The sequence below is a fragment of the Stenotrophomonas maltophilia genome, assembly GCF_001676385.1.
GTDB lineage: Bacteria > Pseudomonadota > Gammaproteobacteria > Xanthomonadales > Xanthomonadaceae > Stenotrophomonas > Stenotrophomonas maltophilia_J.
In genome coordinates, this window is sequence record NZ_LYVJ01000004.1 from 18,047 (window position 1) to 38,087 (window position 20,041).

General features: G+C 67.5%; 18 protein-coding genes. 8 read left to right on the forward strand and 10 right to left on the reverse strand.

Annotated features, from left to right (window positions below; translation table 11 throughout):
• Positions 1-40 precede the first annotated feature (40 nt).
• Entirely contained in the window at positions 41-781 is a 741-nt protein-coding gene (locus A9K58_RS05895; RefSeq protein ID WP_065198473.1) for an SDR family oxidoreductase, read from the reverse strand.
• Positions 782-887: 106 nt separating this feature from the next.
• Between A9K58_RS05895 and A9K58_RS05900 the strand changes: the two genes are divergently transcribed.
• Positions 888-1,781 carry a LysR family transcriptional regulator gene (locus tag A9K58_RS05900; protein WP_065198474.1) on the forward strand — a complete coding sequence of 298 codons (894 nt, stop codon included), beginning with the start codon at positions 888-890 and terminating at the stop codon, positions 1,779-1,781.
• 63 nt (positions 1,782-1,844) lie between these two features.
• Here A9K58_RS05900 and fdhD read toward each other — a convergent pair whose 3' ends face one another.
• Both fdhD and blaL1 read right to left on the reverse strand, forming a co-directional pair.
• On the reverse strand, positions 1,845-2,696 hold the full coding sequence (gene fdhD / locus A9K58_RS05905; RefSeq protein WP_065198475.1) for a formate dehydrogenase accessory sulfurtransferase FdhD: 852 nt from the start codon (positions 2,694-2,696) through the stop codon (positions 1,845-1,847).
• Between the two features lie 99 nt (positions 2,697-2,795).
• Positions 2,796-3,668 carry a L1 family subclass B3 metallo-beta-lactamase gene (gene blaL1 / locus A9K58_RS05910; RefSeq protein ID WP_065198476.1) on the reverse strand — a complete coding sequence of 291 codons (873 nt, stop codon included), beginning with the start codon at positions 3,666-3,668 and terminating at the stop codon, positions 2,796-2,798.
• A 203-nt stretch (positions 3,669-3,871) separates the two neighbouring features.
• Here blaL1 and A9K58_RS05915 point away from each other — a divergent pair, with 203 nt between their 5' ends.
• Both A9K58_RS05915 and A9K58_RS05920 read left to right on the forward strand, forming a co-directional pair.
• A complete protein-coding gene (locus A9K58_RS05915) occupies positions 3,872-4,138 on the forward strand; it encodes a hypothetical protein (RefSeq protein WP_065198477.1) in 267 nt (88 codons plus the stop codon).
• A 9-nt stretch (positions 4,139-4,147) separates the two neighbouring features.
• A complete protein-coding gene (locus tag A9K58_RS05920; protein ID WP_065198478.1) occupies positions 4,148-5,320 on the forward strand; it encodes a low temperature requirement protein A in 1,173 nt (390 codons plus the stop codon).
• 9 nt (positions 5,321-5,329) lie between these two features.
• On the opposite strand, the gene A9K58_RS05925 is transcribed toward A9K58_RS05920, so the two are convergent.
• From A9K58_RS05925 to A9K58_RS05945, 5 genes are all read right to left on the reverse strand, one after another.
• Positions 5,330-5,845 (reverse strand): DUF1697 domain-containing protein, encoded by a 516-nt coding sequence (locus tag A9K58_RS05925; RefSeq protein ID WP_065198479.1) that lies wholly within the window; start codon positions 5,843-5,845, stop codon positions 5,330-5,332.
• Positions 5,842-6,483, reverse strand: a complete 642-nt coding sequence (locus A9K58_RS05930) for a response regulator transcription factor (RefSeq protein ID WP_065198480.1) — start codon at positions 6,481-6,483, stop codon at positions 5,842-5,844. The genes A9K58_RS05925 and A9K58_RS05930 overlap by 4 nt, the downstream gene beginning before the upstream one ends.
• Positions 6,476-7,531: a sensor histidine kinase gene (locus A9K58_RS05935; RefSeq protein ID WP_065198481.1), complete on the reverse strand. Its 1,056-nt coding sequence runs from the start codon at positions 7,529-7,531 to the stop codon at positions 6,476-6,478. Before A9K58_RS05935 ends, A9K58_RS05930 begins: the two co-directional genes overlap by 8 nt.
• A gap of 236 nt (positions 7,532-7,767) precedes the next feature.
• The gene (locus tag A9K58_RS05940; RefSeq protein WP_065198482.1) at positions 7,768-8,505 is read right to left on the reverse strand and encodes an MgtC/SapB family protein; all 738 of its coding nucleotides are present in this window, start codon (positions 8,503-8,505) and stop codon (positions 7,768-7,770) included.
• A gap of 131 nt (positions 8,506-8,636) precedes the next feature.
• Complete coding sequence (locus A9K58_RS05945) at positions 8,637-8,936, reverse strand: hypothetical protein (protein WP_065198483.1); 300 nt, start codon at positions 8,934-8,936, stop codon at positions 8,637-8,639.
• 350 nt (positions 8,937-9,286) lie between these two features.
• Between A9K58_RS05945 and A9K58_RS19815 the strand changes: the two genes are divergently transcribed.
• The 3 genes from A9K58_RS19815 to uilS all read left to right on the forward strand — a co-directional run bounded on the left by A9K58_RS19815 (position 9,287) and on the right by uilS (position 12,977).
• On the forward strand, positions 9,287-10,402 hold the full coding sequence (locus A9K58_RS19815) for a hypothetical protein (protein WP_155760441.1): 1,116 nt from the start codon (positions 9,287-9,289) through the stop codon (positions 10,400-10,402).
• A gap of 3 nt (positions 10,403-10,405) precedes the next feature.
• Positions 10,406-11,833: an autotransporter family protein gene (locus A9K58_RS19820; protein ID WP_155760442.1), complete on the forward strand. Its 1,428-nt coding sequence runs from the start codon at positions 10,406-10,408 to the stop codon at positions 11,831-11,833.
• 283 nt (positions 11,834-12,116) lie between these two features.
• Complete coding sequence (uilS, locus tag A9K58_RS05955) at positions 12,117-12,977, forward strand: UilS family quorum-quenching N-acyl-homoserine lactonase (RefSeq protein WP_065198484.1); 861 nt, start codon at positions 12,117-12,119, stop codon at positions 12,975-12,977.
• 165 nt (positions 12,978-13,142) lie between these two features.
• Here uilS and pip read toward each other — a convergent pair whose 3' ends face one another.
• Positions 13,143-14,102 carry a prolyl aminopeptidase gene (gene pip, locus A9K58_RS05960; RefSeq protein ID WP_065198485.1) on the reverse strand — a complete coding sequence of 320 codons (960 nt, stop codon included), beginning with the start codon at positions 14,100-14,102 and terminating at the stop codon, positions 13,143-13,145.
• A gap of 193 nt (positions 14,103-14,295) precedes the next feature.
• Between pip and A9K58_RS05965 the strand changes: the two genes are divergently transcribed.
• On the forward strand, positions 14,296-14,880 hold the full coding sequence (locus A9K58_RS05965; RefSeq protein ID WP_065198486.1) for an outer membrane beta-barrel protein: 585 nt from the start codon (positions 14,296-14,298) through the stop codon (positions 14,878-14,880).
• 74 nt (positions 14,881-14,954) lie between these two features.
• On the opposite strand, the gene A9K58_RS05970 is transcribed toward A9K58_RS05965, so the two are convergent.
• Positions 14,955-17,039, reverse strand: coding sequence for a M13 family metallopeptidase (locus A9K58_RS05970; protein WP_065198487.1), 2,085 nt, complete (start codon positions 17,037-17,039; stop codon positions 14,955-14,957).
• A 334-nt stretch (positions 17,040-17,373) separates the two neighbouring features.
• Between A9K58_RS05970 and A9K58_RS05975 the strand changes: the two genes are divergently transcribed.
• A complete protein-coding gene (locus A9K58_RS05975) occupies positions 17,374-20,037 on the forward strand; it encodes an ATP-binding protein (RefSeq protein ID WP_065198488.1) in 2,664 nt (887 codons plus the stop codon).
• Positions 20,038-20,041: the final 4 nt, after the last annotated feature.

Sequence of the window (20,041 nt, forward strand, 5' to 3'; positions counted from 1 at the left end):
CCACCAAGGTGGGCGACTACCGGTGTGCGATGGCCGCGACCTACACCATGCCGCCGTTGGCGCGCAGCACCTGGCCGTTGATCCATCCACCGTCCGCGCCGGCCAGGAACGCCACCGCGCCGGCGATGTCGTCCGGGGTGCCCAGCCGCTCCAGGGGACTCAGCTTCGCCAGTCGCTCGATCAGCGCCGGTGACTTCCCGTCCAGGAACAGCTCGGTCGCGGTGGGGCCTGGCGCCACGGCGTTGACGGTGATGCCGCGGCCGCGCAGTTCCTTGCTGAGAATGGCGCACAGCGTTTCCACCGCCGCCTTGCTGGCGGCATACGCGCCGTAGTTCTCCGGGCGGGTGCCCACCACGCTGGTGGACAGTGCGATGATGCGGCCGCCGTCGCGCACCCGGCGCGCGCTTTCCCGCAGGACGTTGAAGGCACCGCCGAGATTGATGCCGATCACCTGCGCGAAGGCGCTGTCCTCCGTTTCCGCCAACGGTGCCAGGCGCAGCACGCCGGCACTGTTCACCACCACATCGAGACCGCCGAAGCGGGCCTCGGTCGCGTCGAACAGCTGGCGGGTGGCATTCGCATCGGAGACGTCGGCCTGCAGCGCGACGGCATGCGCGCCTGCAGCTGCCAGTTCGCTGGCCAGCGCTTCGGCCTCCTCGCGGCGGCCGGCGTAGTTGATGGCCACGGTGTAGCCGTCGGCAGCGAGACGGCGCGAGATGGCGGCGCCGATGCCACGGGAGCCGCCGGTGATCAGGGCGACGGGGGATGGGGACGTTGGCATGGAGGGCTCCAGAAGGACGCACCGGAATGGCGCCACACCATCTTCCGCAAGTCGGTGCTGCGGATAATCAGGCATAATTCGTCAACATCATCCGGTGAGTCGAACAATGGATCGTTTCACGGCCATGCGCGCCTTCGTCCGTATCGTCGAGCGGCGCAGCTTCACCCGTGCCGCCGAAGACCTCGGCCTGCCCCGGGCGACGGTCACCGACGCGATCAAGTCGCTGGAACAGCGGTTGGGTGTGCGCCTGCTGCACCGGACCACGCGGCTGGTGGTGCCGACGCTGGAAGGCGAGGCCTTCTATGGCCGTTGCCTGCGCCTCATCGCCGACATGGACGATGCCGAGGCTGCGTTCCGTGACGCGCCGCCGCGCGGACCGTTGCGCATTGAAGTGCATGGCACGCTGGGCCGGCACCTGCTGTTTCCGCACCTGCCGGGCTTCCTGCAGCGCTACCCGGAAATCGAGCTGGAGGTCAGCGAGGGCGACCGCTATGTGGACCTGCTGCGCGAGGGCGTGGACGCCGCATTGCGGGTCGGAACCCTGGCGGACAGCGACCTGGCCGCACGACGGCTGGCGATGCTGCGCGAGGTCACCGTGGCATCGCCGGGTTACGTGCAGGCGCAGGGCCTGCCGCGCACCCTTGCGTCATTGCAGGACGGCCACATCATGGTTGGCTATCGCTCCAGTGCCACTGGCCAGCTGATCCCGCTGGAGTTCCAGCAGGGCGGGCAGGTGCGCTACGTGCCGCTGCCGGCGCGGGTACGGGTGTCCGGTGCAGACGCGTTCCTCGGCGCCGCGCTGGCAGGGCTGGGCATCATCCAGGCGCCGCGCTACCGGATGGATCCGTATATCGCAGGTGGTCAGCTGGTCGAGTTGCTGCCGGACACGCCGCCGACGCCGAGCCCACTGAGCCTGGTCTACCCGCGCAACCGCACACCGTCGCCGCGGCTGCGGGTGTTCATCGATTGGGTGGCGGCCGTCTTCGAACAACGTGCCTAGCGCCGGGCCATGCCTGCAGTGATGCAGCGGCCGTAACCTGTGCCGCCAGTACCCTTCTGGCGGTTACCCGATGTGCCCGTCATCCGCTCGCAGCCGTTCGGGGTGGGTATAGACATTGAAGCCGTCCTCGCGCGCGAACCCGACCAGGCACAGCCCGGCGCTGCGCGCCAGGTCGATCGCCAGCGCGGTCGGCGCCGAAACCGCGGCCAGTACGCTGGCGCCGGCCCGTACCGCCTTGCTCACCATTTCATAGCTGGCCCGGCTGGAGATCACCAGCAACCCGCCGTCGATGACGTGCTCGTTGTGGTGCAGGGCGCCGATCAGCTTGTCCAGTGCGTTGTGGCGGCCGACGTCCTCGCGCACCCAGCCGATCCTCCCGCTGGCATCGGCCCACGCGGCCGCGTGGGTGGAGCCGCTCACCGCATTCATCGGCTGCTGGGGTGCCAGCCCGGCCAACGCCCGCCGCAGGGCGGCGTGGGAATAGGTGCGGCGCTCGCGGATCTGCGGCAGGGGCCGCAACACGTCCTCCAGTTCGCGTGCGCCGCACAGGCCGCAGCCGCCACGGCCGGGCAGCAGGCGTCCGTTGGCCGGGTCCAGGCCGGCGGCAGGGGCCTCCGCGGCCACCGTCATCTGCAGCGCGATGCCTTCAAGCTGCGGGCGCACGTCGATCGACAGCAGCTGCGAAGGCGTGCTGATCAGCGCTTCGCCCAGCGAGAAGCCCAGCGCGAAGTCCTCCAGGTCGCACGGCGTGGCCATCATCACCGCGAAGGTGGCGCCGTTGTAGCGCATGGCGATGGGCACTTCCTCGGCCACCCCGTCGACCTGCGCCTGCCACCGCTCGCCACGCCAGCGCTGCAACGGGCGCTGGGTCGTGCCTGCGGGCGGCGGAGGGGGTGATGGGGGCGAATCAGGCATTCAGCATGTCCGGACGGGGGCAGGAAGGGAGTGGGCGATCCGCCTCGCCACGGAGCATAGCGCCGTCGCGGGGCGAGGGGCACGCCTGTCGCCCTGCGCTCAGCGCCGTGCAGCGGTTTCCTTGGCCAGCTGCGCGTCGAACCTCTTCTCGGCTTCATCCGCATATGCCTTGCAGGACAGTGCCTGGGCACCAGCGTTGCGACCGGCGGCATAGTTCCAGTGGCTGGCGCCCGGATGCGGGGTCAGCAGCAGGTCGCAGGGCAGGGCACGCACCGTGGCGAAGCTGCGCCGGTAGTCGTCGATCAAGCGTGGGTAGCGGGCGTTGCCCTGCAACTGGTAGCCCGGCGCGCTCAGGCTGTCGGCGTAGGCGATGCGTACCGGCAGGCCATCGCGGGTGTCGGTCCAGGTCCAGGCCGTGCTGCCGGGCGTATGCCCGGGCATGAAATGGGCGGTGAACGCGATGCCGCCGATCGAAACGACCTCGCCATCCATGACGATGCGGTCGGCAGTGACTGGCGGGAAGGTGATGTCGTTGCCGAAGTGCAGGTCATCGCTGCCGCCGCGTGCCAGCAGCACCGCCGATTCCGCATTGGCGGCCACGTGCGCGCCGGTGCGCCGCTTCAGTTCGGCGACCGGCCCGGCGTGATCGGCGTGGGCATGGCTGAGCAGGATCAGCCGCAGGTCCCGCGGCGCCACGCCGCGTGCCGTCATGTTGGCCAGAACATGGTCGGCCATCTGCGGCATGCCGCCATCCAGCAGCACCGCGCCCTGGTCGGTCTGTACCAGCAGGGCGGTGAGGTCCTGGGTACCGATCTGCCAGGTGTGGTCGGCAATCTGCAGGGGCGCCATCGGCTGCAGCCATGAGGCGTCCACGGTGTAGGCCTGCAGCTGCGGCAGCGGGGCGTCGGCGGCGGTGGCGTCGAGGGCGAGCAGCGTGGCGGCGAGGGCAAGGGATGACAGGCAAGGGTGCATGGGGGAAGCGGGGCCGGAAGGAGGAGGTGAAACTAGCACGCAGGCGCGGCCGGCCGTTTCGCGAATAACTCATGGCTCCGATAAGGCCCCGCCACGGAAGGCGGGGTGATTGTTCGCCGGGTATGGATTGTGAATCCACGTGCACGGGCTGGAGCGCAGAATCCCCCGCAGCTAGCCTGCCTGCAGGCGCAAGGAGGTGAACCATGCATGTGCTTCTGGTGATGGTGGGCGGCCTTGTGCTGCTGGGTGTATTCCTGTTGTTCGGGCATCTGTGGAGCGTGGGCACCTCGCAGCTGCCCACGGCCCTGCTGGCATTCATCGCCACCTGGCTGCTGGTGTCGGTGGCCAACATGTGGGTGGGCGTGAGCAGGGCCGGTTACGCCGTCCGCGAGGAACTGCCGATCCTGCTGCTGGTATTCGCCGTGCCGGCGTTGCTGGCCGGCTTCCTGTACTGGCGCCTGGCGCGCTGAAGGACACCCATGACGACACGACTGCGCCTGCCCGCACTGCGCCATCGCGACGGGCACCATGCCCGCGTGACCTACGAGGAACTGTTCTTCGATCTGGTCTATGTCTTCGCGGTCACCCAGCTCAGCCACCACCTGCTGCATCACCTGGATCTGGCCGGGGTGCTGCAGGCCCTGGTGCTGTGGTTCGCGGTCTGGCTGGGCTGGCAGTACGCCTGCTGGGTCAGCAACTGGTTCGATCCGCAGGCGCCGCGCATCCGGGCGCTTCTGTTTGCCACCATGCTGCTGGCGCTGCTGATGTCCTCGTCGATTCCCGAGGCCTTCGCCGGGCGCGCCTGGGTATTTGCGGCGGCTTACGCCACGATGCAGGTCGGGCGCACCGTGTTCGTACTGTTCGAGGTTGGCCGCCGCCACCCGCTGGCGCCGAACTTCCGTCGCATGCTGGCCTGGGTCAGCGTCTCGGCCTGCTTCTGGCTGGCCGGCGCCGCAGCCGAGGGCAACGCCCGTTTGGCGCTGTGGGCCGCTGCGGTGGCCTGCGAATATGTGTCACCGATGTTCGGCTTCGCGTTTCCGGGGCTGGGCCGCTCGCATACCCGGGAATGGACCATCGAGGGCGGGCACCTGGCCGAGCGCTGCCAGTTGTTCGTCATCGTCGCGCTGGGCGAGACGCTGCTGGCGACGGGGGGCGTGCTCAGCGAGGTGGACGACTGGAGCGGCGCGGTGGTCTCGGCGGTGCTGGCAACGTTCGCCGGCACCCTCGCCATGTGGTGGCTGTACTTCGGCATCTCCAGCCGCGATGCCACCGAGGCCATCACCCATGCCGATGACCCCGGGCGGATGGGCGCCAACTTCCACTACGTGCATGCCCTGCTGATCGCCGGCATCATCGCCACCGCCGTGGGCAACGATCTGGTCATGGTCCATCCGGGTGCCGCAGTCACCCCGCTGTATGCCACGGTGCTGGTGGCCGGTCCATTGATCTACCTGCTGGGCAGTGCGCTGTACAAGCGGGTGGTCTACGGGCGTACGCCGCGTTCCCACCTGATCGGGGCGGTGGCACTGGGGGTGCTGGGCATGGCGTTGCCGCAGACCCATCTGCTGGCCGCTGGCTGGCTGACCAGCGCGGTGCTGCTGGTGGTGGGATGGATGGACACGCGGTTGAAGCGGCGGCTGCAGCGCGCCTGATGCCGACTGTCAGCGCAGCGCTGCCGCCATCGCCGCGAGCTTTGCAACGGTGTTGAGATTGCGTGCGGTGCCCTGTGCCGCACAGGGAATCCGCAGGCGCGAGTCGGCCATGCCGTCGCCATAGTGCACGAAGAGCTCGCGGGTACCCAGCGCCAACTGCTCACCGCGCAGGCCGGTCACCCCGGCCAAGGGATCGGTGGGCAGTGCGGCATCCACGAACAGCGCGACCACGCGGTTGCCGGCAGCGTCCGGAAATGGATTGCGGGCCACGACGTCGGCCATCTCGCGGGCCGAGCGCACCAGCACGCCCACCGGCTTGCCAGCGTAGGCCTGCAGGCGCTGGGCCAAGGCCTGGCGCGCGCCGGCTTCGTCAAGCGCGCTGCGGAACACCACATTGCCGCTGGCGATGTAAGTACGGATGTCGGTGAAGCCGGCGTCCACGCACAGGGCCACCAGCTCAGCCATCGGCAGCTTGCCGGTCCCGCCGACATTGACCGCACGCAGCAGCGCAACATGCACGCTCATGGGGTGCCCACCTGCAGCCGGTCGTACAGGCGTACCAGGTCGACCAGAGTGCGCGCGCCCATCTTGCGCATCACCTGAGCGCGGCGCACCTTCACGGTGATCTCGCTGACACCCAGATCGGCCGCGATCTGCTTGTTGAGGCGACCCTGCACCACGCCGACGATCACCTCGCGTTCTCCTGCGTTCAACGACGCCCAGCGCTGCTGCAGCGCGGCCAGCACGTCGTCATCGCGCCGCCGCTGGCGATCGATCTCGATGCCCCTGTGGATGGCATCGAGCAGCTCCTGGTCACGGAAGGGTTTGGTCAGGAACTCGATGGCGCCATTCTTGATCGCGTTGACCCCCATCGCGATGTCGCCGTGGCCGGTGATGAACACCACCGGCAGCTGCAGGCCTTGGCTGGCCATCGTGCGATGGAATTCCAGGCCGCTCTGGCCGGGCATGCGCACGTCCAGCACCAGGCACGCCGGTGCGTCTTCCCGTTCGTGCTCCAGGAACGCCTGGATGGAGGCGAAGGCCCGGACCTGCAGGCCCATCGAAGCGAGCAGGTCTTCCAGTGCGGCGCGCACCGACGGGTCATCGTCAATCACGTGCACGATGGGGGCCGGGTCAGCAGCAGGTGCAGCGCGCTCAGGCATGGGACACATCCGTGGCGATCGGCAGGTCGAAGCGGAAACAGGCGCCGCCCTCTGGCGGTCGTTCCGCACGGATGTTGCCGCCGTTGGCTTCGATCATCGAGCGGCTGAGGCTCAGGCCGAGGCCGAGGCCGTGCGGTTTGGTGGTCCAGAAGGCGTCGAACACGCGTTCCGGGGCATCGGCGGGCAGGCCGGCGCCGCGGTCGCGCACGCTGAGGCTGGCGCGCGTGCCCTCGCGGCGGGTGAGCAGTGACAGGCGGCGATCGGCCACGGGGGCGGCGGCCATGGCGTCCACTGCGTTGAGGATCAGGTTGCCGATCACCTGCTGAACCTGCACGCGGTCGGCCTGTATCAGGGGCAGGCCCGGATCCAGCTGCAGGGCCACGGTCACGCCCTGGCGGTCCAGTTCGCTGCGCGACAGCGCCAGCATTTCCTCGGCGGCCTGGTTCAGGTCGAAGATCGTGCGTTGGGGGGCCGCGCCCTGGGTCAGGCCACGGATGCGGGCGATCACGTCACCGGCGCGATGCGCATCGGCGAGGATGCGGGCTACCGTCTGCCGTGCCCTGTCCACGTTCGGCGGATCCTGCGCCAGCCAGCGCTGGCAGGCCTCGGCACTGCTGGCAATGGCGGCCAGCGGCTGGTTCACCTCATGGGCGATGGAGGTGGTGAGCTCGCCAACGGTAGAAGCGCGGGCGACCCGCAGCAACCGGGCCTGTGCGTCCTGCACCGCGGCCTTGGCTGCCTCCATTTTCAATGCAAGGTACGTGGTGATGATGATCACCAGCATGCCGATCACCGAATTGACCAGGCCGATGCGATAGGTGCCAAAGCGGGTGAGGGCGAAGCTCAGGGCCGTGAGCGCGACGCAGGCAACGGCCAGGGTGATCAGCCCGCGCGCCGCCATCGTCCGCGAGGCGGCCAGAATGACCGCTGCGTAGAAACAGGCGGCCGCCACCGCGTAGTCGGTCACCGTATCGAGCAGGAAGATCGCCGCCATCACGACGATCAGGGCCAGCAGCACCAGCGGGCGGCGGGGCGACAGCGATGGCATCGGGACGGCTCCCTGGCGTGGGGTGAAAGGATAGCAAAGCCGCCATCGGTGGATGCCGACCCTGGTCGGCAGGCTCTTGTGCTGTGGGTGCCGGCTCCTGGTAGGTGCCGACCGTTGGTCGGCACAGCAATTGAATGGCGGGGGCGATGAGGGTTTGTGCCGACCAACGGTCGGCACCCACCAAAGCGATGCACGGCGCGTCCGGAGATCATGAGGTTGCCGGCCAGCGGCCCGCGCTACTCCTCCAGGCTGGCGTTCCAGAACCCCTGCAGCACACCGGGCGTGGCTGCCAGCGTGGCCAGCGCGGCATCCAGTTCAGCGCCGTCGACCGTGGTGGCATACAACACCGCTTCGATTTCCACGTCACGCTCACCGAATGGCCGCTGGTCCACCGCGCGCACCGGGTACTGCGCCCGCTCCAGCAACAGCAACAACTGGTCCAGCACCTCGGCCTGCTGCTCGCGCTGGCAGACCACATTGATCGCATAGGTGGCCTCGCTGAACGCTTCCGGTAGCGGCTGTCGCTGGATGCGGTTCACCAGCGGCCGCAACAGGGTGTTGGCGGCCAGCACGAACAGCGCCGCCAGCACCGCCTCCGGCAGCAGCTTGATGCCGGCGCACGCGCCCACCGCTGCCGATCCCCACAGCGTGGCGGCGGTGTTCAGGCCCGACACCTGCGCGCCATCTTTCATGATCGCGCCGGCACCCAGGAAACCCACGCCGGAGATCACATAGGCCACCACGTGCAGCGGCGACGGCGGGCCGCCGTACAGGTCATGGAAGCGCACGGCCAGGTCGACGAACACCGCCGCGCCCACGGCCACCAGGGTGTTGGTACGCAGGCCGGCGGTGCGTTGGCGCAGCTGGCGCTCCAGGCCGATCAACGTGCCCAGCACGAAGGCGACCGACAGGCTGATCAGCGAGCTGAGGGTCGCGCCGGCATTGAATGCCGGCAGGTTCGGATTGATGTCCATTCGGGTCCTCCCGGGTGCAGGGTGGCGGGGTTGCCGCCGGCGATAACGGTGGACCTGGAAGGTCCTGGATGACGTGGCCTGCAACGCATGGCCGGGCAGGATCGGGGTCGGCCACGGACGACCGCTGCCGATCAGGCGGAGCGCAGTGCCAGCACCGCCGGTGACCACGGCTGCAGGCGCAGGCGCTGGCTGCCGCCAGTGCACAGAGGCTTCATCGCGTCACGCAGTGGATGGGGCAGGTGGCGCAGCACGTTGATGCGCTCGCTGATCGGCAGCAGCGACAGGGCATCGGCCACCACGCGTGGCGAGCCCAATGACAACGCCCGCGCGAACATCACCGGTCCGTGCTGCAAGAGCTGGCTGCGCAGGCCGGCGACATCACGCTCAGCGATCAGGCGGCGGACGGTGATGGAAAGGATCGTGGTGGACATGGCGGTGATCTCCAGGCAGGCGGCGCCTGGCGACCCCCGTCACTCGGGCAGGGAACGCTGGGCAGGCGCCAGGGAATGGCGGGAAGCGGGCGTCGCGGGCGCGTCGCGCCCAGCAGGGTCGGGGTTCATCTGCGTCTCCATGAGAGGAGGGTGCCGGGCAGGGGTGCCTTGGCCGGTGGCAATTGTCCGCCACTGGATGGGGTCGTCCTAGAGGCCCGTGGGTTAGCCCGGCTATACGTGGGTATAGCCGGTGACGGCGACCCGGCAAGGTCAAGCATTCGAATTCGTTCTATGGAGGGAAGCATGGCGGACAGAGACCATGCACGATCTCTTTCACGGATTCATAACAAATGACCACGCTACGCCGTTCACTGCTGGCGATCTCGCTGTCCTCTGCCATTGCCGCCCTCCCGGCCATGGCCGCTCCATTGATCGCCGACGGCAACGTCGTGATCGCGACACCGGACACGTACGACACGGCCGGAGTCGGTGAACATGCGTTCCATGTGCTGAACGGTGGCGAGATCGATGCCAGGGCCAGGGGATTCCATCTGAAGACCGCTGGTGATGGTGCCTACGGTGTACGCGTCGACAGTGGTGGCATCGCCACGCTGGCGGGGACCTCGGAGTTCTCGCGCTTCAACATCGAGACTGTTGGCGAAGGCGCGACCGGCATCTCGCTCAGCAGCGGCACGTTGGATTCTGCGGCCATGATGATGGTCTATACCCAGGGCAGGAATGCGCACGGCATCCAGGCGGACGACGCCGACTTCTGGGTGGAGCACAGCCAGATGATCACGCAGGGCGAAGGCGCCCACGGTGTGCTCATGCAGGGATCGAGCACGGGCACCCTGGGCAGCATCATCCTCGTCACCCAAGGGAACGAGGCCACCGGGCTGAAGGTCGTCGACAGTACCCTCAACGTGATGGGGGGCGGCAGGATCGTCACTCAGGGCGAGCGCGCCCACGGCCTGGTGATCGAGGGGACCGGCGCCGTTGACCTTCAAGACAGCACGGTGACGGCAACGGGCGCCGATGCGTGGGGCGCGGTGATCGAAGACGCCGACCGGCTGTCGCTCGACAACGCCAGCATTACGGGCAACGCCGGCGGTGTCCGGGTGACGGCGGGCACCGATTCGACGCTCGCGCTGCAGCATCGATCCGAAATCTCCGGCGGCGCTACGGGCCCCGCCGTTTCCGTGGATGCCGACGTCGACGGGCGGTTCACCGTGGACCTTGATGCGTCCGTTCTGAAGGGCGACATCGTCTACACGCAGACGGATCTGGACGCAGGTCGCATGCCGCTGTCCAGCGTCCATGTGGCGCTGGGGAACGGCTCACGCTGGGAAGGAACGTCGTCCATCGTGGATACCCTGTCGATGCAGGGCAGCGAGTGGGCGCTGCACGGTGATGCCACGATCAAAGGCCTGCATGCCCGCGGCAACAGCCATCTGGAGGTGCAGTAGCATGTGCTGAACATCGACGGCAACCTCGATGTGCAGGACACCCACTTCACCATCGGCGTTGATCTTGGCGAGGATGCATCGCCGGGCGGCCGCGTGCGCGTGCGCGGCGACACGGCTGGCAATGGCAGCATCAGCGTGTCGCGACTGGATGCGAGCCGAGGTGGGCAGACCGTCGACGGTATTCCGCTGATCGAGGTCGAAGGCAATTCCCTGGCGGACTTTACCTTGGCTTCGCGCGCCGTCGCCGGTAGCTACGAGTACTTCCTGCACAAGGGGGGCGTTCCCGGCGGCGAAGGCAACTGGTACCTGCGCTCGGAGCTGCCGACCCTGCCGGACCCGTGCGTGACCGACCCCACGGCACCGGGTTGCGTGCCGGTTGACCCGGTTGACCCGGTTGGTCCGACCGACCCGACTGATCCGACCGACCCGACTGATCCGACTGATCCGATCGACCCGACTGATCCCACCGACCCGATCATTCCGGTGGATCCGGTCAATCCCATCGTGCCACCGCAGCCGGTGCTGCGCCCGGAAGCGGGTGCCTATCTTGCCAACCAGTCCGCCGCGCTGGGCATGTTCAGTCATCGCATGGCGGACCGGCAGGGAGCCTTGGCCAGTGAAGATGCCCGCGCCGCGTGGGCGCGCATCGGCCGCCAGCAGGCCGATTTCAGCGCGGTCGGCGGCCAGCTTTCGGTGGACGGCAACACCTCGGTGCTGCAGATCGGCAGCGACCTGGCACGTGTTGGCACTACCGCCTTCGGCGTAATGCTGGGCAGTGGCCGCGCCGACAGCGTGGCGACCTCCGCATTGACCGGCTACCGCGCCAAGGGCAGGGTGCAGGGCAATGCCGTGGGTGTCTACGCCACCTGGCAGCAGAACGCCGGCGAGGGCGCCTATGTCGATGCCAGTGTCCAGCATGGCCGCTTCCGCAACAGCGTGCATGGCGAAGGCCTGCAGGTGGAACGCTACGATTCGCGCGTGAGCAGCGCCTCGCTGGAAGGCGGCTATACCCTGCCGGTGTGGAGCAGTGCGGCAGCCCGCCTGTACGTGCAGCCGCAGCTGCAACTGTCGTACAGCCGTTATGGCGCCGACCGCCATGTCGAGGACAACGGTTCGGTGGTCACCAATGCCGATGACGGTAGCCTCAGCGGCCGCGCGGGTGTGCGCGTATTCGGTCATGCCACTGGAGGCATCAACCGGGTGCAGCCGTTTCTGGGCCTGAACTGGCTGCGCAGCAGCACCGCGCATCGCCTGCAGTTCAATGGCGACGCCTTGTCGGCCGACCTGCCGCGCAACCGTTACGAAGCCCAGGCCGGTGCCGAGCTGCAGCTGGGCGAGCGTATCGACGCATGGGGAGGCATGAGCGTGCAGCGGGGTGAACAGGGTTACCGCAACGTGGGCGCCCAGGTGGGCGTGCGGCTGGCCTGGTAAACCCGGCCGGCCTGCCGCGTGCGAACACCGGCCAGGGGCACATCAGCGATGCGCCCCTGGCTGCGGTGAACCTAGCGACAGCCGCATGACCCGAACGGAATCGGGGAGGGGGGCTTGACGCTTTCGGCTCGACTCGAAGGAGGGGCCTCTGCACGCAGCGTCCCGGTGTCCTTCTTTGCTGGCGGTCTACGTCACGGATTGTGCGGAATACGAAGAGACGTTGCTCCGGGAGGCGTTGCTCTGGAAATAGACTGGCGTCCACCAGACAGACCCAGGGCCATCAATGAAGACTTCGACTCTGCATCTTCCCGAGGGGATATCCCTGACTGTTCGCGAGCCCGGAAATGGCCCGTCAAGGCCCGTCATCATCATGTGCCATGGCTTCTGCGGCATCAAGGACCTGCTCCTTCCAGACTTTGCCGATGCCTTTGCGAAGGCAGGATTTGTGACCCTCACGTTCGACTATCGGGGCTTTGGAGACAGTGACGGTGAGCGAGGCCGGCTTGTGCCTGCGATGCAGATCGAGGACATTCAATCTGTCATCAAGTGGGTTCGCGCACGTTCGGATGTGGACAGTACGCGGATCGCGCTATGGGGCACGTCGCTGGGTGCAGGGCATGTCTTCGGGGCGGCTGCGAAGGACGGCGGGATTCGCTGCGTGATCAGTCAGCTGGGCTTCGCGGACGGCGAGGAGGTGGTGACCGGACACATGAGCGATGTTGAAAAGGCGGCATTTGTGGCAACGCTGGACAAGATGGCTGAAAGGAAAGCCACGACCGGCAAGGAAATGTTCGTAGGCATCACCAAGGTGCTGAACGATGCCGAATCGAAGGCATTCTTTGAAGAGAACAGGGAGAAGCATCCAAAGATGGATGTCAAGATTCCGTTCCTGACGGTCCGCGAGACCCTGAACTACAAGCCTGCCCTGGCGGCCGCGCGGGTCACCTGTCCAACGCTGGTGGTGATTGCCGGCCAGGATCGCGTGAATCCCCCTGCGCAGGGGCGCGCCCTGTTCGATGCGGTTGCCGCAGACGAGAAGACGCTTTACCAAGAGCCGGGGGCGCGCCACTACGATGCCTACAGTGGCGAGTACTTCCACAGGATCATCAAGATCCAGATCGAATGGCTCAGGGCACATCTCTAGCTCCACGTCTCCGCCCGGAAGTGCAGCAGGTAACCAGCAGGCAGGGTTACGGCTGTCGTATGACTGCTTGCGGGGTGAGATGCATGTCGAAGGCGATTTCGTCATGGTCACCTGACCAGGACGGGCGCGCGATTGCAGGGCAGGAAGCTGCCCTGCGCTTCGTAATCAGTTGCCCGCAGTAACAGGGTCCGCGAAGTCGTCGGTGGCCCGCACCAGCGCATCCACCGTGGCCGGCTCGTTCGCGCTGTGGCCGGAGGTCACCATCTCCAGCCGCGCCTCCGGCCAGGCCTTGGCCAGGTCCCATGCGCTGCGCGGCGGGCAGATGATGTCGTAGCGCCCTTGCACGATCACGCAGGGCAGGTGGCGGATGCGATCAACGTTGCGCAACAGCTGGTCCGGTTCCAGGAAGATGCCGTTGCGGAAGTAGTGCGCTTCGATGCGGGCCTTGGCCAGTGTGTCCAGCGGATCATCGGTGGATCCGGCATCCACATCGTGCTGCAGGGTGGCCGCATTGTCCTCCCAACCCAGCCAGGCCTGTGCGGCTTCGATGCGGGTCGCCTCGTCCGGGCTGTCCAGCCGCGACCAGTAGGCCGCGATCATGTCGCCACGCTCGGCTTCCGGGATGTAGGCCTCGTAGCGGTCCCAGCGCTCCGGGAAGATCCAGCGTGCACCACCGTCGGCCTCGGCGAACCAGCGGTTCTCGATCCCGCGCCCGAGGAACACGCCGCGCAGGATCAGCCCGGTGGCGCGCTGCGGGTGTGCCTGCGCATAGGCCAGCGACAGCGTTGAGCCCCAGGAGCCGCCGTACACCAGCCAGCGCTCGATGCCGAGGTGCTCGCGGACCTTCTCGATGTCGGCGACAAGGTCCTGCGTGGTGTTGTCGCGCAGCTCGCCGAACGGCGTGGAACGGCCGCTGCCGCGCTGGTCGATCAGCACGATGCGGTAGCGCGCCGGGTCGAAGAAGCGGCGATGGGTAGGTGAAATGCCGGCGCCCGGGCCACCGTGCAGGTGCACCACCGGAATGCCATCAGGCGTGCCGCATTCTTCGACATGCAGCGTGTGCAGATCGCTCACCTTCAGGATGAACTCGCGGTAGGGCTTGATGGCGGGGTACAGCGTGCGCATGGCGGGCGTCTCACAAGCAGGGGCGGCCAGCATAGCGCTCCGCCTGCGCCGTCGGCAGTGAACGCGCTCCACGGTGCTTCATGAACGGTGACAGAGCGCCTGTTCGGGCTTCTGCGGACTCTCGCCGTTGTCCGATGCCTGTGTGCCCTCACCGTGAAGATCCTGAAATCTCCCCATCCAGGAATCGTACGGAATGAAGAAGCACATTGTCCCCCTTGCCATCGCAACCGCCTGCCTGGCTGCACCGTTGTCGGCGAGCGCTGCGGATCGGGAGGGCCTCTACGGATTCGCAGGCATGGGCATGACGTCCATCGATGCGGAATTCTCCACGGGCGGAGATCGCCGCGATCAATCTGCGAACGGAACCACGGTGCTGGCCGGCGCCGGCTATCGCATGTCGCGCCACCTTGCCGTCGAAGCAGACGCGCATTCCATGGTGCGCAAGGCGGATCTCGGGGCGCTGGGCCGGGTTGCAAGCTACGGCGTGCGCGGCTCGGTCGTGGGCATTGTTCCCATTGGAGAGAAGGTCGAGCTGTTCGGCAAGGTGTCCGTTGGCGCGGAACGGACGCGCTGGGGCGCGGGCAGTGACAAGGTATCTCGCAACGCTGCGACCACCGTGAATCTCGGTACGGGCGTGGGTGCGCGTTACTGGCTGTCACCGAATACCGGGATCAGCCTGGGTATCGATGCGGTGCCGGGCATGAAGATCAATGGTACGCGTGGCCGTGGCGAGCTGTCCGGGGCATCCGTCGGTGCCGGCGCGCAACACCAGTTCTGAACGGGTTGTAGTCATTGGCAGGGCGGCTGCGCCGTCCTGCCGTCCCGTGGAAAGCGGGCACGCCATTTCGGCCGTTACCAGATGGCGGCCCTGTCCTTGTCCGGGCGCACCATGGCTGCCCCTGGCGTGCACGCGAAGGCGGCCGCGAATGCCGGCAGATTGCCTGGCGCGGCAATGGCGCGGAACCGGTTCGGTGCGTGGGGATCCATCGCCAGCAACATCCGGGTGATTTCCGGGGCCTCCTTGCTCCGCCACAGTGCCGTCCAGCTGTAGAAGAAGCGCTGATCGCGCGTGAGCCCTTCAACCATGGGATCAGCGCGACCTTCCGAGGCCATCTGCAAGGCATCGTATGCCGTCGCCAGGCCCCCCAGGTCGGCGATGTTCTCGCCCAGCGTCATCTGCCCATTCACCGGCTGGCCATCAATGCGGTACTCGTTGAACTGGCGGACCAGCGTGTCCCCCAGCGACTTGAAGTGCTGGGCATCCTGCTCCGACCACCAGTTCTCCAGCCGCCCGGTCGCGCTGAAGCGGCTTCCCTGGTCGTCGTAGGCATGCAGCAGCTCATGGCCGATCACGGCACCGATGGCGCCGTAATTGACGGCATCATCGGCATCCACGTCAAAGAACGGCGGCTGCAGGAGGGCGGCGGGGAAGGTCAGCGCATTCAATGTTGGGTTGAACGACGCATTGACGTCCTGGGGATTCAGTGCCCACTGCTGTGTGTCCACCGGCTGGCCAATCCGGGCCATGGCCTGGCGATGACGGAATGCCATCGCCTCGTGCAGGTTGCCAAGGTAGCTGTCACGGCCGGTCTGCAGGCCATCCCAGTCGCGCCATGTGTCGGGGTGGCCAATATTCACGCTGAAGCGTTCCCATTTGGCGAGCGCCTGGGCCCGTGTGGCTTCGCTCAACCATTCTGCGCCGGCAAGGCGGTCCCTCAACGCGGATGATACGTCGTGCACCAGCACTTCCATCCGCGCCTTGGCTTCAGGCGGGAAGGCAACATGGGCATACAACTGCCCAAGCGCCTCACCCGCAGCGCCGTTGACACCCTGCAGGACCCGCTTCCAGTGCGGTTGCATTTGCTTGGCACCCATCAGCGTTTTGCCATGGAAGTCAAAGGCCTGCTGCGCGAAGGCGTCACCCAGATGCGGCGCGGCGCTGTCCAGCGTGCGGAACCGCAGATAGGCGCGCCACGCCTCGACGCTGGTGTCGCTGAGCGCCCGGCTTGCTTCCTGGTGGAATGCAGGCATGGACAACGAGAACATCTCCGGGGCCGGAACGCCCTGTGCATCGAAGAAGGCGGCCCAGTTGAATCCAGGCGTCAGCGTATCGGCCTGGGCCAGCGTGACCGGGTTGTAACGCAGCGCGTAGTCTTTGGACAGTTTCGCGCTGCTGGTCGACGCCTTGGCGAGGCGCTGCTCAAGGCCGATGGCCTGCTTGGCCATCTGCTGTGCCGTGGCCTGGTCCAGGCCGGACAACGTGAACAGCCTGGACGCATGGGCGGTATAGGCCTGGATCAGATCCGGATTGGCATAGGCGGAAGGATCGGGGAGGCCAAGCCCGCCCTGCGTCGCGTAGGCGATCATCCTCTCCGGGTCGTTGAGATCCGGGGACACCTTGAGCTCGAAGAGGACGTTGCGGCCCTGCGCCGCGCGGCTGTGCAGGAACTGGATGATGGCGTCCCGGTCAGGCAGCGCGTCGATCGCCGCCAGCTCCTCCGCCAGCGGTGAGATGCCCTGCGCGTTGCGGGTCCCGGTATCCATGCCGGTCAACCACAGGTCCGTCAGGATCTTCTCGACGGGGCTGGGATCGGCAACGCGGGACGCCTGTTCCAGCAGTTGCCTCTGGACGCCTTTCGAACGCGCGTCGAGCATGGAAAACGCCGTCCAGTACACCTGATCGGCCGGAAGCGCGGTGGTTGCCAGCCATTTTCCATTGGTGTGAGCGCCGAAGTCAGTGCACGCGTCAACGCCTGCATCGATGTCGGTGCGGAAGAAGCGGTTGTATGCCGGCAGCGCACTCTCATCGATCGCATAGGTGCCGCTGAACGCGGGGGCAGGGCCTGGGGCAACAGCGCCGCTGCCGGCGCTTCCGCAGCCGGCCAGGCTCACCGCGATGGCCAGGGTCAGGACGATTCGGCGGGGGGGGGATGACATGCAGGGGCTCCCGAAAAAGACTGAAAGGGGTAAGGGGTGCCACTACCGTAGAAGCGCGTCGGAACCGCGCTGTGTAGGACGTGTACGGGTTCGGTGGGCCGCGTACCAGGCATTCAGCGGCGCGCCAGCTTTGGCTACCGCGCGCCTGCCGAACAGGCGCCTGGCGCGGATCGCAGATGGCGGCACAGCTGCATCCAGCCTGAAAGCAGACACGTTCGACGGGCAAATGCGTCAGGAATCACCCTGCATTTGGACATCGTCCTACATCAGCGTCCGCTGCCACCTTCCATGCTGGCACTCCCCCTCGACAGGACGCGTCACCCGCGCCCATCCCATGCCATCCGCATCCCCGTCCATCGCCGAATCGCTGCGTCAATCGCGCCCTCACGCGGCGGTGGCCGGTGCGGGCGAGCTGCTGGCGCTCAAGCGATATCCGCGGCGCCTGATGCTGGCCTGCGGGGCAGTGCTGAGCCTGCTGTCCATCAGCGTCCTGATCACGCTGATCGTGGTGCAGGTCAATGCCTACGAAGCCCGCCGCATCGCCGAGTTCCGCCGCGCGCACAACGCGCTGCAGATCCAGCTGGGCCGCCAGGATGCCAGCTACGAGCGGCTGGCCAACATGGCCGAGTACGCATGGGGCCGCAACCTCGCCCTGGGCCAGCTTGATGCCGATGCCATGCGCCAGGCCTACCTGCAGGGCGGGCAACGCCTGGTGGTGGTGGCCGACGACAGCAGCCAGCCGCAGATGGCCCTGGGGCTGTCGACCGATGGCTGGGCCCCGCAGAAGCTGCAGCGCTACCTGGAACTCAGCGCAGCGGTATCGCTGATCCAGCGCCTGACCACCACGGCCAATGAGGGCGAGCCTGCCGGCGTGTCGTACTTCTTCGATCCCAGTGGGCAATACCTGTCGCTGGACCGGGGCCTGACCGAGCGCGGCCTGATCGATGCGCTGGCGGCCCCTTCGCGCAGCGAGGTGTTCGAGCATCTGCGCGCCCCTGCGCAGTTGCTGGCGCCCGCCTCGCGCCATGACCAGGTTCCGCTGCTGGAAAGCGTGTCCCACGCCGCGCTGCCGAGGCGCAGCTTCGGGCGGCATCCCGTCACGGGAGAGGCGTCGCTGGTGTCGGTGTTCCACGCCAACGAGGGCGATCGTCCCATTGCCACCTTCGTCGCCTACGAACCCATGTCGCGGCTGGAGGAGCTGCTTGCGCGCAACAGCCAGGGGCACCTGGCACTGCTCGACCGTGATGGCCTGCGGGTACTGGCGGCCAACGCACCGGATTCGGATCAGGCGCTGAGCATGGGCGACAGCGACTGGGTGCTGCTCGGGGATGCCACCCGCGCACGCTTCCATAACGGCCGGTTCACCCTGGCCCTGGCCGTGGCCGGCACCCCGTGGACCCTGGTGGAAACCTATCGCTGGAACGACATCCTGCGTGGTATTGCGCCGATGCTGGTAAGCAGCGGCGCGATGGTGCTCGCGGCACTCGCGTTGTTGTGGTTCCTGCTGCTCTGGCTGCATCGCCGCATGTACAGCCCCGCGCTGCGCCAGGTCAAAGCCATCTATGCCCGCGACCGCCGCCTCCGGCTTCTGCTCGATCACGTGCCGGTGGGGGTGGGGCTGATGGATGCGCGCACCGGCGACATCCAGGACTGGAATGGCCCATTGCAGCGGATGGACCGCGCCACCGGTGCACGCCTGTTGCCACAGCTGCGCGAGGCCGTGTTGAAGGCCGAGCTTGGCCAGGGGGCGCAGATCATCGAAGGTGACCTGCCCTTGGCCGCCGACCCCGCCGGCAGGATGTTCCACCGCACACGCATGATCGACGGCGGCGACAGCTGGCCGGGCGGCGTGCTGTTGATGGTGGCCGATGTCAGCGAGCACGAGCAGGCCGTGCACGCCGAGCGCGTGCAACGGCTGGCGGCCGAGGCCTGCAGCCAGGCCAAATCGAATTTCGTGGCGGCAATGAGCCATGAGATCCGCACGCCGCTGCACGGCATCATCGGCCATCTGGAACTTCTCTCGCGCGGCCGGCTGGCACCGGAACCCCGTGAGCGGGTGCTGCGCCTGCGGCAGTCGGCGGATTCGCTGATGGATGTCATCACCGATGTGCTGGACCTGTCCCGCATCGAATCCGGCCAGTGGGCGCTGCACCCGGAGCGCTTCTCGCCGGTCGCCATGCTCGAACGCGTGGCCCTGCTGTATGCGCCGGTCGCGCAGGCCAAGGGGCTGCAGCTGGATTGCGTGGTCGACCCGGACGTGCCTGCCGCGGCTGTCGCGCCGATGGCCGCCATCGAACGGGTGTTGCGCAACCTGGCCAGCAACGCGTTGAAGTTCACGGCCTCCGGACGGGTCCAGCTGAGCGTGTCCTGCCCGCGCACGGAGGGTCCGGCCCGCCTGCGCATGCAGGTGACCGATTCGGGCATCGGCCTGGGTGCGGCCGAGTGCGAGCGCCTGTTCCAGCCCTTCGTCCAGGCCGATACCAGCATCCCGCAGCGCTTCGGGGGTTCCGGGCTGGGCCTGGCGCTGTGCCGCCAACTCAGCGAACGCATGGGCGGGCGCATCTGGGTGGAGAGCACGCCGGGCGTGGGCAGCCGCTTCATGTTCGAAGTCCCGTTGATGGGCATTCCCAGCGAACGGCCGGTGGTGCCGCTGCAGGGGCATCAGCTTGCGCTGCTGGCACCGGCGGGCGCGTGGCGCGCCGAACTGGAACGCCGGCTGCGCCAGTGGGGGGCGCAGGTGCACCTGGCGGTGCCGGGTGAGGGCTGCCCCCCGGTGACGGCGGTCGTACTGTTCGAACCTTCTGCACCGGAACTGCAGCGCTGGTCCCGGGGCCGTGGCCCGGTCGTGAAGGTGTGCCGGGAAGGCCCGCTGCGACCGGTCTGGTGTGGCCCGGTCGCCACGGTCTCCTGCTATGCCAGTGACGCGCTCTATCAGGCGCTGCAGGGCGCCATCGATCAGTCCACGCCATATCTGACGCCAAGTGGCGCAATCGGATAAATTG

Bases quoted from the DNA above. Each gene is read 5' to 3' on its own strand.
- A9K58_RS05895 (WP_065198473.1), bottom strand. From the start codon at position 781: ATGCCAACGTCCCCATCCCCCGTCGCCCTGATCACCGGCGGCTCCCGT.
- A9K58_RS05900 (WP_065198474.1), top strand. From the start codon at position 888: ATGGATCGTTTCACGGCCATGCGCGCCTTCGTCCGTATCGTCGAGCGG.
- fdhD (WP_065198475.1), bottom strand. From the start codon at position 2,696: ATGCCTGATTCGCCCCCATCACCCCCTCCGCCGCCCGCAGGCACGACC.
- blaL1 (WP_065198476.1), bottom strand. From the start codon at position 3,668: ATGCACCCTTGCCTGTCATCCCTTGCCCTCGCCGCCACGCTGCTCGCC.
- A9K58_RS05915 (WP_065198477.1), top strand. From the start codon at position 3,872: ATGCATGTGCTTCTGGTGATGGTGGGCGGCCTTGTGCTGCTGGGTGTA.
- A9K58_RS05920 (WP_065198478.1), top strand. From the start codon at position 4,148: ATGACGACACGACTGCGCCTGCCCGCACTGCGCCATCGCGACGGGCAC.
- A9K58_RS05925 (WP_065198479.1), bottom strand. From the start codon at position 5,845: ATGAGCGTGCATGTTGCGCTGCTGCGTGCGGTCAATGTCGGCGGGACC.
- A9K58_RS05930 (WP_065198480.1), bottom strand. From the start codon at position 6,483: ATGCCTGAGCGCGCTGCACCTGCTGCTGACCCGGCCCCCATCGTGCAC.
- A9K58_RS05935 (WP_065198481.1), bottom strand. From the start codon at position 7,531: ATGCCATCGCTGTCGCCCCGCCGCCCGCTGGTGCTGCTGGCCCTGATC.
- A9K58_RS05940 (WP_065198482.1), bottom strand. From the start codon at position 8,505: ATGGACATCAATCCGAACCTGCCGGCATTCAATGCCGGCGCGACCCTC.
- A9K58_RS05945 (WP_065198483.1), bottom strand. From the start codon at position 8,936: ATGTCCACCACGATCCTTTCCATCACCGTCCGCCGCCTGATCGCTGAG.
- A9K58_RS19815 (WP_155760441.1), top strand. From the start codon at position 9,287: ATGACCACGCTACGCCGTTCACTGCTGGCGATCTCGCTGTCCTCTGCC.
- uilS (WP_065198484.1), top strand. From the start codon at position 12,117: ATGAAGACTTCGACTCTGCATCTTCCCGAGGGGATATCCCTGACTGTT.
- pip (WP_065198485.1), bottom strand. From the start codon at position 14,102: ATGCGCACGCTGTACCCCGCCATCAAGCCCTACCGCGAGTTCATCCTG.
- A9K58_RS05965 (WP_065198486.1), top strand. From the start codon at position 14,296: ATGAAGAAGCACATTGTCCCCCTTGCCATCGCAACCGCCTGCCTGGCT.
- A9K58_RS05970 (WP_065198487.1), bottom strand. From the start codon at position 17,039: ATGTCATCCCCCCCCCGCCGAATCGTCCTGACCCTGGCCATCGCGGTG.
- A9K58_RS05975 (WP_065198488.1), top strand. From the start codon at position 17,374: ATGCCATCCGCATCCCCGTCCATCGCCGAATCGCTGCGTCAATCGCGC.